Below are 14,982 nucleotides of genomic sequence, written 5' to 3'. Positions count from 1 at the left end.
ATCAGCGCAATGGCAAAAGTCGCATTTCTGGGCCTCGGGGTTATGGGATATCCGATGGCGGGGCACCTGAAGTCTGCGGGGCACGATGTCACCGTCTACAACAGGACCACGGCAAGGGCCGAGGATTGGGTTTCCCAACATGGCGGTGCCCTTGGCAAGACGCCCTCTGAGGCTGCTGCAAGTGCTGAAATGGTCATGGCTTGCGTCGGCAACGATGATGATCTGCGCTCTGTTTGCCTCGGCGAAGACGGTGCTTTTGCGGCAATGGCCGAAGGCACCCTTTTTGTGGACCACACGACGGTATCGGCAGCAGTGACGCGTGAACTGCATGACAAAGCGTCCGAGAAGGGCATCGGATTCGTCGATGCACCAGTCTCCGGTGGACAGGCTGGCGCGGAAAACGGGCAGCTCTCTATCATGTGTGGTGGCAGCGAAGGCAATTATGTACAGGCTGAGGCCGTCATCGGCGCATATGCCAAACTGTGCCGCAGGATCGGTGAAAGCGGCGCGGGACAGATGACCAAGATGTGCAATCAGATTGCGATTGCCGGACTGGTGCAGGGATTGTCTGAGGCACTTCATTTTGCGCAGAAAGCGGGTCTCGACGGTCGTTCTGTGGTCGAAGTGATCAGCCAGGGTGCCGCAGGAAGCTGGCAGATGGCAAACCGCTACGAGACGATGCTTGACGACAAATGGGATCACGGTTTTGCTGTCGACTGGATGCGCAAGGACCTCGGGATCTGTCTTTCGACGGCTGACGAAAACGGTGCTAGCCTGCCGGTCACTGCGTTGGTGGATCAATTTTACAAGGACGTGCAGAAGCTTGGTGGCGGTCGTTGGGACACATCATCATTGCTAAAGCGGTTGCAAGCCATCGACTCCTGATTGCGCTTTGTTGAAAGGCTAGTGTGGATGACTGCAGGTCTGTGCTCACCGGACATTTTCCTGTTTTGAGCCGTTTTGCTTCAGACTTTTGCGGTTGGTCAGAAGAGGGTGACATCAGCCTTCGGAGCGACGGGAACAGGCGTTTCCCGAACCGCGGTCTTGACCTGCATTTGCTGTGCGGCCCCGCTGGTCGGATGAAACCTGATCCGTCTGGCGCTTGTCCCGCCAACGCTTTGCGCCAGGCAAGTGATGCCTTCCTTGTCGAGAAAGTCCAAAGCGAAGGACGCATTCGTCCTTCCGATATCGCCAGAATGCTCAAGCATTCGCGCACCACCGAAAACCTTTGCCAGTAAGTCCTGTCGTGAGGCACCGGCGTGGAGCAGATGGTTGATCAGCAATTCCATAGCGTGAACGCCGTATTTGAGATCACCTTTTTGATCGTTTCGCGACGTCGCCAACAAAAAGTGGTTCATCCCACCGACTTTCCGGAAAGGGTCAAAAAGACACACTGAAATGCACGACCCTAATACCGTGGTGAGAGTCACGTCAGGGTCCGCTGAGATGGAGAACTCGCCCTGAATGACGGTCACGATTTTTGATGAGCCCCTCATGCGGCTGACCGTTTTCGCTGTGATGCGGCCAAAAGCGCTGGGCCAATTTTGTCGATGGGATGTTCTTGGCCAATACCGCCAATTTCCTTGGCGACGCGTGGCATACCGTAAACCACCGATGTAGCGCGGTCTTGACCAAAGGTCAGAGCGCCGGCTTCGCGCAAAGCGAGTATCCCTTGCGCGCCATCCCGCCCCATCCCAGTCAAAAGTGCTGCTGCGACGTGCTCAGCATAGGGGCGTGCAGAGTGAAACAGCGCGTCAATTGACGGCCGATGTCCTGAGACTGGCGGAGCTGGATCAAGCCGTAGTCGGCGTTTTTCGGGTGTCAGACAGAGATGCGCGCTACCGCCAGGCGCAAGATAGACGCAACCTGTTTGCAAGCTTTCGCCATCTGTTGCCAGATGCACCCTTGCGTCGCACGCCCGGTTCAGCAAACCTGCGAGGCTATTGAGATGCGATGCTCCGGTATGTTGGACGATCAGGGTTGGCGGGCAGGTGGCTGTCCAATGTGACAGCACCCGCATCAAGGCATCAATGCCACCTGTGGACGCCCCGATCAGTATGATCTTCTCCGGGTCATAGTTGTTGGAAACCGTCTCGTGTTTGCTGAGAATTTGACTTTCGGAGGTGCGTCGAACACAGCGGAGAATGCGCGCTATGTCATCGCTTCCGCTGGTCAGTGACAATCGGGGGTAGGCGACGAGAGTTTCACATACTGGTTGGCTGTCTCGATCTGTCGCGATAACTGCCCTGACCTCGGTGAGCCTGGCAAGGGCAAACAGAAGCTCTGCCTCTGGCTGTCGCGCGAGTTCCTCTTGCAAAATGAGAGCGTCAGGAAGGCGATGTTCAACGAGATTGTATGCCTCTGTCAGTGTTCCGACGTGATTTAGTCGCGCTTCCGGGATGGCCTCCTTAATGGAGTCTCTTAACTGACGGGACGCGTTTGGAGACTTGTGACAAATCAAGATTTTTTTCGTCATCCGGTGCCTTCATAGAATTTATTTTCGCGGATCAAAAAGGGGCGAGAGGCTCCCGAAAATGAGCGGCAGTGTTCAAAACCGTGTGCCGTTTCTTAATCGTGAAAGATCTCGGGTGTATTCTCGGGCCGTATGGAGGTCTGTTGAGGTGTCTGGTCTTCAAAGCACGCACGCACTGTTTCCAACTTTATCTGATTGATACACCGCGAAACGCCCGTCTGACAGCTATCGACGTCTGCACAACATCTCAGAAGCTGCTCGACCTCACTGAGTGACTGCAGAAGCCTGTCGAAGGACTGCAAGCTGTGTCGGGTTTCGTTATCAATTTGTTGAGACCGCAGAACGGCAAGCGCGGCGGCTTCCGCACCCGCCAACTGACATTTAATCATAGACACGACATTGGCAGCCCCGACTAAGAGACGATCGAAATCATGTTGTGTATGTTTTGGATCCCGACAGTTCTCAGGGGACGACTGTTGCATTACAAGCGGCCTACGACACTCTCGATGCATTGCTTCAGCGCTGCTGTCGAAAACGGTTTCTTGATCATATTGTTGAGGCCGAGCGCCTTGCCTTTGGCCACTATCTCTGCAGTCGGATTGCCTGTGACCAAAATAAAACCGATGCGGGCGGTTGTCCGATTTTGCCGCAGTGCCTGAAGCAGGGCCAAACCATCCATCCCGGGCATGTTATAGTCAGAAAGCACCAGGTGGACCGGATCCTTGGCGAGCCTTTCAAATGCGGCGCGCCCGTCCTTTTCGGCTTCATTTTTCCAGATCCCCAACTCTTCGATCGCCTGAATAAGAAGGCCACGGCTGACGCCCATGTCGTCGACAACCATGACACGCAAATTGTCCTTGAGACTCATGAGTGATTTCCTTTGGCAAGATTGAAGTCGAGGCTGTTCTTTTGGTAGGTGGTTGTGCCGACGTTTTTCATGGTTTGACACGCTGGTCCGCTGAGCCGCTCAGAATGTCCAATCATCAGATGACCTTGGTTATTGAGACTTTGTGCGAACCTTTCCCAAAGTCTGCTCTGGGTCGGTTTGTCGAAGTAGATCGCAGCGTTGCGGCAGAAAATCAGATCGAAGCGGCGGCGCATCGGCCATTCGTCCATCAAATTAAGGGGGGCAAAGCGCACAAGCCTACGCGCCTCTTGTCTGATGGTGAAATATCCATTGCTCGGCGCCCCATCCAAGAGGAGAGGGCGGATGGCATGAGGTATCTGAGAGAGCTGATCTGCCTTATAAGTCGCGCTTCTTGCGGTCTGGATCACTGCTGGGTCAACATCGGTTGCGAGGATGCGAACATCTTGGTTTATGATGCCGGGGAGAGCATCAATCAGTGTGCCAGCAATAGAGTATGCTTCTTGACCTGTGGAACATGCCGCAGACCAAATCCGAATGGGTTGTCCTGACGTTGCGCGCTTGCGCAGTTGCGGTGCGATCTTATCACGCAAGAATGCGAAATGGTGTGGCTCGCGGAAGAAGTGTGTGACATTTGTCGTGAGTGCGCTGAGAAGATGGTCTTCCTCTCCTTCATCCATTTTGCGTTTGAGACGGTCGCAGTACTCGGCAAAGCTATCAATGCTGAGCGCACGCAACCGCTTTGACAGTCGTGAATGGACGAGTGGGCGCTTGGACGGCTGCAGGTCCAAGCCGAAACGCGATTTTGCGATTTCTGAGATCGTTTCGAAGTCAGCATCAGAAAGATCAGTGGAGCTCGGATGGCTCGCAATCGGGGGTTGATATTGCGCTGTCATGCTGCAAGGTGCCCGCTTTGCGGCAATAGAATGCCCAGGTTGATGATTTTTGTCATGTCTTGCTCTTGCGGAATGATCCCCTCAATCGCTTTCACGGCTTCATCTTCCTGAGTGCGGGGTGTTTCCTTCACCATCGACTGCCTGACACCGAGAATCTCGGAAACAGATTCCACCAGGAGCCCGATGATGCGGTCAGAAACTGCGACGATGATGATGACATGACGCTCAGTCGGTTCGATGGGGGCAAACCCGAGCTTGGCAGCAAGATCGACAATCGGAATGACGGCACCGCGCAAGTTGATCACGCCGAGAACATGCCGTGGCGAGTGTGGCAGAACGGTTACCGGCGCCCAGCGACGAATTTCGCGAATCTGTGTAATCTCAATGCAAAAGTTTTGACCACCAGCGATGAAGGTCACAAATTCCTGCTGAAGATCGTCCCCTTTTGCTGCGTTATCCAACACGTCTGAAATCCTCCGTCAAATTCTGTGGGTCAGGCATATGCGGTGGCGATTGCGACGCGATGGAGTCTGTATCGATGATCAAGGCAATCTTGCCATCACCCAGGATTGTTGCACCTGAAATGCCAGGAATTTCGCCATAGTTGCCTTGCATGCTTTTCACGACAATCTGGCGCTGATCGAATATTTCATCGACCGCGAGAGCGCATTGCTGGACTGCTTCGGTTTGAATGAGAAGCAGCACTTTGTCGGTTAGAGAGCATGAGGCCTGGTGATCGCCAAGTCTTGCGCCAAGATCGATGATCGGCACGTATTCCCCCCGGATCCGGAGCAGATTGCCTTGTAACCCTATCGTCGCAAGGTCTGTCGCGGTGGGCCTCACAGTTTCAATGATACTTGCGATCGGCACGACCATTGTCTGTCCGCCGACGTTGATTACCATACCGTCCATCACCGCGAGGGTTAGTGGCAGGCTGATCGTGAAAGTCGTGCCTTCGCCTGCTGTACTTGCGATCGAGATCTTGCCCCCCAGTTCCGTGATGGCTGTCTTGACCACATCCATTCCGACGCCTCTGCCAGAGAGGTTTGTAATTTCCGACGCAGTGGAAAAGCCGGGTGCGAACAGCAAGAGGTCAATTTCGGGTTCTGAAAGTTGGAGGTCACGCTCAATCAACCCCTTCTCCACAGCTATTTCGAAAATACGTTCACGATTAAGACCCGCACCGTCATCACTGACTTCGATGACGATGCTTCCTGACTTCTGGCTTGCGGTGAGACGTAATGTCCCTGTTTCTGTTTTGCCTGAGGCAAGGCGTGTCTCGGGGTCTTCAAGGCCATGATCAATGGCATTTCGGATCATGTGCGTCAGCGGGTCGGCAAGCCGCTCGACGACTGTTTTATCGACTTCGGTGGCTTCGCCTTCAGTGAGGATCGATACTGATTTGCCGGTAGCATCAGCAGCTTCGCGGGCAATGCGCAACATGCGTTGAAAAAGCGGTTTCACTGGCTGGGCGCGAATGGCCATGACGCCCTCCTGGATCTCACGCGCAAGAAGTTTGTAGTCGTCAAGGTCAGAGAAGATGTCAGACGAAGTGGGCAGCGCCGCTTCTTGTATGCGCTGTGAAATAACCGACTGGTTGATTATCAACTCCCCGACGGCATTGATCAGTCGATCCACGCGCTCAGGATCGACGCGCAGTGATGCGGAGGATTTTCGCGTTCCACGATCTGGGGTGGCCGGTTTTGGAGGGATTTGCGTGTTTTGCGCTTCGGGGACTGGCAGATCATCGGACGCCGGCGGTGGCGGCAAATCGATTAGCGCGGCGCCTTCTTCGACGGGCAGTGACTGAACGCGATGGTCAACACTGTCGGCACTTTCGTCCGCCAGCGTCACCTGTAGATCGCTAAGATCATCTACAAATTCGAAGACTTCCCTTATTTTCAGATCATCGCTTTGGTCGCCGACCGAAACTTGCCAAGTGAGGTAGCCGTCCTGAGGGTCAAAATCGGCCAGCTTTGTCGGAAGGGTCTGCAGATCACATCTGACCTGTACGGGACCAAGAGTTTTCAGCGCCTTGATCAGCAAGAGAGGATCGTGGCCAGTATCGTAGAAGGCCTTTCTAGGAGTGAAAGTGCATAGATAGCTGTGTGATACGTCGGCTGAGCCCAAATCGAGAGAGAGAGCTTCGAAGGAAAATGCCTCGTCGTCGTCAGTTTGCGTATCACCAAGGAAGTCGTTCAAATCCGCTAGCACCGGGTCAACCCGATCTTCCGGGACAATCGTTCCATCTCTTTCAGCCTCAACGAGATCTGAAAGCACGTCGCCAGCCCTTTGCAAAACTTTGAGTGGCGTGTCGTCAGCTGTTATCTGACCAGCGCGTAAGGCATCGAGAACCGTCTCGAACTTATGAGCGAAACTGACCAAAGCATCCATCGAGAAGGCCCCCGCAGCCCCCTTGATTGAGTGCACAGCGCGGAAAACCGCGTTGATGGTCTCGGTATCAGTTGTGCCAGCGCACATTTCGGCCAACCCATCGACGAGGGAGGCCAACAAGTCTTCGCACTCTTCGAAGAAGGCGTCGAGGATGGCGTTGTCCATTGCCATGCCTAGCCTCCTGTCAGTCGCCGGATGACGCTGATCAGCGATGCATCTTCAAATGGTTTGACGATCCAACCGGTCGCACCAGCGGCGCGTGCGCGTTCTTTCAACGCAGCGCCGCTTTCGGTTGTCAGAACAAGTACAGGAACAGTGCGGTTCCTGTCGCCTTTGCGGATATCCTCAATGACACCGAAGCCATCCTTCTTCGGCATGTTGACATCCGTGATGACCAGATCCGGATCAACCTGCCCGAACTTTTCAACGCCTTCGACGCCGTCGACAGCCGTCGTGACCTTGAACCCCGCTTCTTCCAACGCCATCGTCAGAAGGGTGCGTATCGTACGTGAATCGTCGATTGCAAGAACATGGGTGGTCATTGCATTGCATCCTGTACCACTTGGGTAAGCCCGAGAGTGGCAAATGTGGCGAGAAACGCCGGCGACGGTGCTGAAATCACCATGTTGATATCGCGCATCGAACGCAGTCGGATGTGCGCCACGATGACTTGCACAGTTTGGCCGCCAAGCCGTTCAACGCCGCTGGCATCAAGCGAAACTGGCAGGTCTGGTTGTCTGCTGAGATCTTTGTGCAATGAAACGCAATCCTCCGCCTTCATGACCGGCGGCAAGACGAATGAGGAATGTTCTTCTGGCATGTGGCCCCGTCTTTCAAACAAAACACGTGCTGGTGTTGCATCGAAAGATGTTATGCGGGCGGTGACTTAATTTGGCGTAAAGAGATACTTCAAATTTGCCGGGTCAAACACCAGTGTAATCCTGGCGAAGGATGTTCTTTTGAACTTTGCCCATCGTGTTGCGGGGCAGGGTGTCCATCATCACATAACGGCGAGGCCATTTGAACTTGGCCAGTTTATCCGCGACAGCTGATCTCAGGGTATCTTCGTCGGCTCTTCCGACGATGGCTGCAACAATCGCTTCGCCAAAATCAGCATCCGGGACACCAAAAACAGCACTTTCAGCGACCCCGTCGCAGCGGTTGAGAACATCCTCAATCTCCTTGGGGTAGACGTTGTAGCCGCCGGTGATAATCAGATCCTTCTGACGTCCAACGATGCTGATACGCCCATCGGCATCCATCACGCCAAGATCACCCGTGATAAAAAAGCCGTTGCTGCGCAGCTCTTCTTTCGTTTTCTCAGGCATGTTCCAGTAGCCTTTGAAAACATTCTCACCGCGCACCTCGATCATGCCGATTGTGCCGCGCGGCACCTCTGCTCCGTTGTCTGTGATTTTTACGTCAACGCCGGGCAGCGGATGCCCAACGGTCCCCGCGATGCGGTCCCCGTCGTAAGGGTTCGATGTGATCATATTTGTTTCGGTCATTCCGTAACGTTCAAGGATCTTGTGACCTGTGCGCGCGGTGAAAGCGTCGTGCGTCTCTGCCAGAAGTGGCGCGCTGCCAGATATGAATAGCCGCATGTTCCGGCAGGCTTCACCGGTCAAGCGATGGTCGGCCAACATGCGGGTGTAGAATGTTGGCACCCCCATCATCAGCGTGGAGCGTGGCAATTCTTCCAGCACCATATCGAGATCAAAACGCGCCATGAGCCGGATTGAGGCACCTGCCAGAAGTGCCGTGTTGAGTGCCACAAAGAGCCCATGCGTGTGAAAGATCGGCAAGGCATGGACAAGTCGGTCTTTGTCGGTGATCTGCCACAGATCTGTAAGGGCGCGCGCATTTGACAAAAGATTGCGGTGAGACATCATCGCCCCCTTGGACCGACCTGTCGTCCCGGATGTATAAAGCAGCCCTGCAAGATCAACTGGCCCACGATCGGCTGTCTGGAATGTCGCGGGCTTGTCATCTGCCGCACGGCGCAACGAGCCATCACCAAGCTCATCGAGCGTCAGAACGGTTGCGCCGACAGAGGCCGCCAGATCGGTCATATCGCCTTCCCGCGCCGGATCACAAACAATCAAGCTCGGAGAGGCGTCTTCGACGAAATAGGCAACTTCGGCAGGCGTATAAGCGGTATTGAGCGGAAGATAGACCACCCCAGCCTGCAACGCGGCAGCATAGAGCGCTACGGCTTGTCCTGATTTCGGGGCTTGAACGACCAGCCGATCACCCGGAAGAAGACCGGCCTCAGCGATGACATGCGCGATCTGGGACGCACGCTGACAGAACGCTGCATAAGTCAGATTTTCGCCGTCATCGGAGATCAAGAACGTATTCGTATTCTCCCGGTGAGGCGCGATCAAAGTATCATAAAGCAGGTTCGGCACAGCATGGGCTTTCAGTGGTGGGGGTCAGATCCAGTTGGCAATGTGTCCAGCCAAGATCGTCGTTGCTACTGGTTTCAACGCAGCCGCCGACGGTCTTTCTTCGGTCTCAAGTAAAGTTCTGGCGTTTATGATTTGCGATGCTGTTACCAGTCCTGTGTCACGCGCGCCGACGACTGATCCTTCAAAATCGCTTCGCATCAGTTTTAGCGCGTCCACTTGTCGAAAATCCCCTAAATCTTCGACGGCGTCACCACCAAAGACCTTACCGCTTACACTGACACGCTTCGCCAGACCTCCGAAATCCAGGAGTGAATGCGCATCTCGACCGGCGAAGTTGGGGTAATCTTTTTCAAATGGAACACCCAACAATTCTGGAGCCGTGTTTGCGATAATATCGGCAAATATCTTTTGTGTCTTTAGCACCCTAACGGGCGCATGCTGTGAAACCGCGCTCAGCCCAGCACCCGCCAATGGCGACAATGCGTACAGTATATTGCTCCTCCGCCCATGGTGAAATCTCTCACGGAAGTTTCGATAGTGGCATACAAGGGAATGCTCCGGCTGTCCGCGCATTTTGCTCAAGTCAGTCACAGTTTGTTTCGCGTCTGCCATAAGCTGCTCAAACTGCTGCGGGTCGGGGCAGTCACCACGTTTACGTTCCAGTAGTTTTTCGAACGAACTTGCCAGGCCGATCCCGGTTATCCACCTATGCGCCTCACCTCCTGCACCACCAGTCCAGAAATGCTTCGAAGATCGAGCAACTGTCGGCAGATATGCTGGCCAGTAAGAGTGCAGGTAATACGACTTCCATTTTGCGTACGAACCCTCAACGGTCGGGCGTCGGTAAGACTTTGTCTTTTGGCGGCCAATTTCGAAGTCGAAGAGCGTGCCGATTTGCTCAGAAATCTCGCGATCTTTCTTCAGGCCAGCGTTTGAGTTGATGTGAACTGTTTCATTCAAATCAAAATCCGCGATCTGCGCCGCTGCAATCAGCATTGCCAGATTAGTACGAGAATCCAGCCCGCCAGTGACATCGCACGTTAGGTGCACGTCTGAATTCAGTATAGTGATGTAGCGCCCAACCCAGGTTGATACGTATCGCTCCAAGGCATCTGCGTATTCGACCCCGACTTGGGCAAAGCCTTCAAGATCGTCAGGGGCAGGTGCTCTGGTCAGTTGGGGCTGTTGGTCCTTAGAAACTCTTAGAACTTCAGATCGCGACAGGAGTTTGATTTGCGCAATTGGTGTCCGATCTGAAAGTGGCTGCTGCCCAAGGGCAGCGCTGATATGCATGCTGGCAGCACCCGGTGCGTACAGAGTCATCGGAAACTCCAAACCCGAGACCCGCTGAGCCAGATCATAAAAAGAGTTCGAAAACGCCCATAGAGGGCCATCCTGATAAACATAGATCTGAGAGTACCCGCCGAAGTCCGTTCCGATTTCGAAACAGTCAGGTTGCTCATTGATGACTACATATGCGCCATCAGATCCAGGACGTATGGTTTGCTGTCTTTCGGCAGCAAAGTTTTTATAGCCCTCATCGCCGACAACGATGTCTGGTCCGACGTAGGCCAGACCCGAGAGGCGCCGAGCGGGCAGAACGTCCTTGCAAGTATAAGTTATGGAAAAATTCATGTGGCCGGCGATCAAATTGAATTTGAGTTCAATAGCAAGAGTGAACGCATAAGGTCAGTTTGGCCACAGGCAATTTGCGTGCGCAATTAGACCGGTGCAGCGTTCCTGACGTGCTGTGAAAATTGGGGGCCACCGGGCGCTTTCCCACCCCGGTTATCTCTTCAACCTCAGTCTCCAAGGCGTCAAACCAAGACGGGCTCGGGGCTGTCATGACATGACGCCTTTGCCGTAGAGGTTTTGGTTAGTAACGACTTGGAGGCTTGAAACAGACCCAGCAAGAGTTGCGTCCGCCACCTTCTAACTATTTGCTTCCGGGCAAAAGACCACGGGGGTCTGAATGGCGACGAAATGGGTTAACTCGCCTGAGGCAGACCGAATGGGGCGAAGGGCGCATTCATGCAAAAACGGGCTGCCGTTTTTCCTGTAGTTCGTGATGCGCACAATGCCAGAGACACCATCTTTGATCAGCCGACGAAAGTGGGAGATCGACTCGGGTTCCGTCTCAGGTCCTTGCAGGATTTTCAGAGAGCGGCCGATAACCTCGGCGGCGGGGTAACCCGTATGAGCCTCGAAAGCATCAGAGACATACATGACGGGCGTGCCGGACGATGCCAGGCAAATCACTGCCGAGTTGCCACGCAGAACTTCGCGCGTATCTGGATCAACATTTAGGCGTAGGAACGCCTCAAACTCATTACGACTGTTATTCGACTTCATCTTTGTATGGACGCTGCTTTGCCGCCCCGATCGCTTCAACAAGTTGCACCAATCTCAGTTTCTCAGGGCCATCGTCAAGAGAGACAAAAGCTGTGACAAGCCGTGCGAGCAAGTCGGCCTCATTCTCGATCGGTTCTGGAGACTTCTCGTTCTCATCCGCACTACCGGGAAGAAAACGGGAAAGGGAGGTCCCGTAATGGTCAGCGAGGGCAATCAGGTTGTTCAGGCTGCATTTCGACTGCGCGTCTTCATATTTCTGGTACTGCTGTGGACTTACAGAAATAATCTCTGCGACCTGCGCTTGCGTCATCCCACGCTCGAGTCGCAACTTGCGCAACTCACGCCCAACATAAGTGTACGCGTCAGCTTCAGATTCCGCAGGCTGTAGATGCGATTTTGACACCTAATTTCTATCCCTTTTGTGCATCTGTGCATGTCTGATGTCATCTTACGCACAGACAACCTGCAATTCAGTCAAAAAATGCGATAAATCTCAAAAAATAAGATTCACTTTCCTTATTTGTTATGTTTTGTATATTTTTTAGACAGATTTGATGCAAAATTGTGCCTTAAATTCTCCAATCTCTCAAAATATAAGGATCGTGTAATGAGTTTTAAGGTCGAACTATGTCCCCTACGAGTAATGCAGAACTTGCATATGATTCGAATGAAGAATTGCCATCAGGCACAAAGCTTATGTCGGGTCAGTATGAGATCACCGGGTATCTCAACCATGGTGGTTTTGGACTGACATACCTGGCCAATGACAGCCTTGGCCGCCCGGTTGTCATCAAAGAATGCTTTCCGCAAGCGATGTGCCGCCGCAGCCGCCTTGCAGTGCAGGCACGTTCGCGCGCCCATCAAAAGGATGTTGAAAGCGTCATACGCCTGTTCATCAAGGAAGCGCAGGCGCTTTCGAAGCTGGAGCATCCGAACATCGTTGGCGTGCATCAGGTGTTCGAAGAAAACGGGACCGCATACATGGTTCTCGATTTTGTCGATGGCGCCGATCTACTGACCTACATCGAAAATCCCGGCAAACAGCTTACGCCGCGACAGATCAGGACCACTCTCTCCAAGGTTCTGGACGCGATTGCCTTTGTGCATGACGCTGGCATTCTGCACCGTGATATTTCGCCAGATAACATCATCCTCACAAAGTCTTTCGAGCCGATCCTGATCGATTTTGGTGCTGCACGCCAGAAGGCGTCAAAGGCGACACAGGCTTTGTCTGCATTGCGGGTCGTCAAGGACGGCTACTCACCACAAGAGTTCTATCTCGCCGGCAGCACCCAGTCGCCTTCAAGTGATCTCTACTCGCTCGCAGCTACTTTCTATCATCTGGCTTCGGGTGAGATTCCGCCTGACAGCCAGATTCGTCTAAATGCCCATGTAGCCAACGAAGGTGACCCCTACGTGCCTTTGGGCAACAAGACAGACGGCTATGACGCTGCCTTTTGCGCAGCAATTGACAAGGCGCTTGCGATTTTGCCGCGCGATCGAATTCAGTCGGCCAATGAGTGGCGACATTTGCTGGAAGTCGCGCAAACGTCCAAGGGCTCCCGCAGCATGCCGAAAGTGCCCTCGCGTCGTTTGGCAGAGCAGGTCCGTACGATGAAACCCAGCAGGGCGATTCTGCCAACGCCAACCAAGGCTGCCAAAAAGAAGACGAAGCGTCTGCCTGCACTGGCCATTGGAACTGCGGCGTTGGCAGTCTTGGTTGCTAGTTCGCTGTGGGCGCCCAATGGCGGTGAGGCGTCGGCGCCAGTGGTCGCGACTTCCCTGCCAGAAATCTCAAATGCAAATTCCACCGAAGCACCCGCTGCACCAGTGCTGGCACCACTCACTGATGAATCGACGACTCTCGTGGTTCAGGCTCCAGTTGAACCCGTTCAACAGCCAACGCCAACACTTGTGCAGCCATCCAGCCCGACACCTGAGCGCCTTGACCTGCGCACGGTTTGGGCCGAAGGGCAGATCACGATCGACTGGCATGCTGATCTGCCCTTCGCACTGGATGAGAGCGGAACCGTCACTTGGATTGATGGCGCTCGGCTTGATATTCCGGCGCAAGCGCGTCTGGTTGTCGTCAATGGTTTGCCCGTGAACAGTCGAGATGCCGCGATGGCAGCGATTGAAGAGGCCGTCAACAATTCAGACGGGCACGCAGTGACGCTGAACCTCGCATGGGCTGCCCCACAGGGCGCTGACATGGCCACAACGACTGTCGCGGCAGATGTGGTCTATCAGACAAGGTTTGAAAATGGTCTGGCGTTTGAATCTCGGTTCATGGACGAGGGGTGGCGCACTGAGCTGGTCGGACTGGAAGGCAATCCTGATGTGGCACTGCAGATGGGCGACGAGATCATTGCTCTATTGCCTGAAAACCAACGCTTGGAGTCCGCCACGGCACTTGCCGAGTTCACCGAACAGGCATGGGCAGAAAGCCGGACCAGTATGCAGTTCGCTGTAAGACGCAACAATTCACTCTGGATCGCAGATGTTGCCCTCAAGGCGGGGGACTAATCCATGATGTCAAAGACACTAGCATTCCGGCGCCGACCAGAGCCTGTCGCTTCCTTTACGGGTCGCCCGATCAAGGACCGTTTTGATGTCGCCTCGGCAATCGATATCGGGTGCCGTCTGTATCAACAGGACGCTCTCATTTCAAATTTCGTCAACGGTGACGACGTTGGCATCGCTGTTCTTGCAGATGGCATGGGCGGACATGTTGGCGGTGAAATCGCGAGCAACATCGCGTCATCGACTGCCTTCGCGGTGGCCAAAACCAGTTTAATCGCATCACGGTTAGAGCAAGAGGCCATTCCGAGTTCCTTAGGCGCTGCCGTTGACCGCGCCAACGCTGCACTGGGCGAAAAGATCGCCCGAGATCCGCAGCTGAAAGGAATGGGCACGACCTTGGTCGTCGTGGCGACCATTGGGCCAAATCTCTACTGGGCGTCTGTCGGTGACTCACCGCTTTATCGCTATCGGGATGGCCAATTGAAGCAGTTGAACCACAACCATTCAATGGCGGCCCAGATTGATGCAATGGTTGCCTCCGGTATCATGGACGCTGAGCAAGGCCGAAACCACCCTCAACGGCACGAGTTGACCGCTGCGGTATGTGGAAATGAAATCGCACGCCGGCATTGTCCTGAAAAGCCGGTCACGCTGACTGCCGGTGATATCCTTGTTCTTGCAAGTGACGGCATCCAGACCCTGCAGGATGAAAGCATCCGTTCTACAATCTATCGCAATCGCAAAAGCTCTGCGGACGATATTACCAAGGCGCTCTTGCAAAGCGTACATGCGGTTCAAGATCCGGAACAGGACAATGTCTCGATACTTGTCATCAAGGTCGCCTCGGATGCGCCAGCACAGGTCGTACGCCCCCCTGACAACGAGCCGGTCCTTGTTCAGACGAGGGCACCGAAAGACGAAGATCGAGACGTCGAAACAGCGTCCGATCTGCTCAACCAAGCGCTCGAACTCTGAAAAGAGGCCAAGACCCATTAACCGAACGACCCACAAAAACTCCTAGGGCCAAAGCTACCGGTGCCGACTGCAGTCCACCGTTTCGGGGTGCCG

Annotated in this window: 15 protein-coding genes; 3 read left to right on the top strand and 12 right to left on the bottom strand. The window is 54.2% G+C overall.

What is annotated here, in order from left to right; all coding sequences use genetic code 11:
- Nucleotides 1-9: 9 nt before the first annotated feature.
- Nucleotides 10-885: an NAD(P)-dependent oxidoreductase gene (locus BM316_RS09155; RefSeq protein ID WP_090206746.1), complete on the top strand. Its 876-nt coding sequence runs from the start codon at nt 10-12 to the stop codon at nt 883-885.
- Between the two features lie 98 nt (nt 886-983).
- Here the strand turns inward: BM316_RS09155 and BM316_RS09150 are convergent, their stop codons facing one another.
- From BM316_RS09150 to BM316_RS09090, 12 genes are all read right to left on the bottom strand, one after another.
- Nucleotides 984-1,358 (bottom strand): chemotaxis protein CheD, encoded by a 375-nt coding sequence (locus tag BM316_RS09150; RefSeq protein ID WP_242649804.1) that lies wholly within the window; start codon nt 1,356-1,358, stop codon nt 984-986.
- Between the two features lie 134 nt (nt 1,359-1,492).
- Nucleotides 1,493-2,476, bottom strand: a complete 984-nt coding sequence (locus tag BM316_RS09145) for a CheB methylesterase domain-containing protein (protein WP_090206743.1) — start codon at nt 2,474-2,476, stop codon at nt 1,493-1,495.
- A 478-nt stretch (nt 2,477-2,954) separates the two neighbouring features.
- Nucleotides 2,955-3,341, bottom strand: a complete 387-nt coding sequence (locus BM316_RS09135; protein ID WP_090206738.1) for a response regulator — start codon at nt 3,339-3,341, stop codon at nt 2,955-2,957.
- Nucleotides 3,338-4,234: a CheR family methyltransferase gene (locus BM316_RS09130; RefSeq protein WP_090206736.1), complete on the bottom strand. Its 897-nt coding sequence runs from the start codon at nt 4,232-4,234 to the stop codon at nt 3,338-3,340. Before BM316_RS09130 ends, BM316_RS09135 begins: the two co-directional genes overlap by 4 nt.
- The gene (locus BM316_RS09125) at nt 4,231-4,698 is read right to left on the bottom strand and encodes a chemotaxis protein CheW (RefSeq protein WP_090206733.1); all 468 of its coding nucleotides are present in this window, start codon (nt 4,696-4,698) and stop codon (nt 4,231-4,233) included. The genes BM316_RS09130 and BM316_RS09125 overlap by 4 nt, the downstream gene beginning before the upstream one ends.
- Complete coding sequence (locus BM316_RS09120; protein ID WP_242649803.1) at nt 4,688-6,799, bottom strand: chemotaxis protein CheA; 2,112 nt, start codon at nt 6,797-6,799, stop codon at nt 4,688-4,690. The genes BM316_RS09125 and BM316_RS09120 overlap by 11 nt, the downstream gene beginning before the upstream one ends.
- 2 nt (nt 6,800-6,801) lie before the next feature.
- Complete coding sequence (locus BM316_RS09115; protein ID WP_090206730.1) at nt 6,802-7,170, bottom strand: response regulator; 369 nt, start codon at nt 7,168-7,170, stop codon at nt 6,802-6,804.
- The gene (locus BM316_RS09110; RefSeq protein ID WP_090206727.1) at nt 7,167-7,448 is read right to left on the bottom strand and encodes an STAS domain-containing protein; all 282 of its coding nucleotides are present in this window, start codon (nt 7,446-7,448) and stop codon (nt 7,167-7,169) included. Before BM316_RS09110 ends, BM316_RS09115 begins: the two co-directional genes overlap by 4 nt.
- Nucleotides 7,449-7,551: 103 nt before the next feature.
- Entirely contained in the window at nt 7,552-9,039 is a 1,488-nt protein-coding gene (locus tag BM316_RS09105) for a malonate--CoA ligase (RefSeq protein ID WP_090206726.1), read from the bottom strand.
- Between the two features lie 24 nt (nt 9,040-9,063).
- Complete coding sequence (locus tag BM316_RS09100) at nt 9,064-10,674, bottom strand: hypothetical protein (protein ID WP_090206723.1); 1,611 nt, start codon at nt 10,672-10,674, stop codon at nt 9,064-9,066.
- Between the two features lie 297 nt (nt 10,675-10,971).
- Entirely contained in the window at nt 10,972-11,391 is a 420-nt protein-coding gene (locus BM316_RS09095) for a PAS domain-containing protein (RefSeq protein ID WP_090206721.1), read from the bottom strand.
- Complete coding sequence (locus BM316_RS09090) at nt 11,378-11,794, bottom strand: helix-turn-helix domain-containing protein (protein WP_131802560.1); 417 nt, start codon at nt 11,792-11,794, stop codon at nt 11,378-11,380. The genes BM316_RS09095 and BM316_RS09090 overlap by 14 nt, the downstream gene beginning before the upstream one ends.
- A gap of 293 nt (nt 11,795-12,087) precedes the next feature.
- Here BM316_RS09090 and BM316_RS09085 point away from each other — a divergent pair, with 293 nt between their 5' ends.
- Both BM316_RS09085 and BM316_RS09080 read left to right on the top strand, forming a co-directional pair.
- On the top strand, nt 12,088-13,917 hold the full coding sequence (locus tag BM316_RS09085) for a serine/threonine protein kinase (protein WP_207493642.1): 1,830 nt from the start codon (nt 12,088-12,090) through the stop codon (nt 13,915-13,917).
- Nucleotides 13,918-13,920: 3 nt separating this feature from the next.
- Nucleotides 13,921-14,889: a PP2C family protein-serine/threonine phosphatase gene (locus tag BM316_RS09080; RefSeq protein ID WP_090206712.1), complete on the top strand. Its 969-nt coding sequence runs from the start codon at nt 13,921-13,923 to the stop codon at nt 14,887-14,889.
- Nucleotides 14,890-14,982: the final 93 nt, after the last annotated feature.

Origin of the sequence: Yoonia litorea (genome assembly GCF_900114675.1) — a bacterium.
Lineage (GTDB): Bacteria > Pseudomonadota > Alphaproteobacteria > Rhodobacterales > Rhodobacteraceae > Yoonia > Yoonia litorea.
Note: the sequence above shows the minus strand (reverse complement) of the source record. Positions and strands in the feature narration are given on the sequence as shown.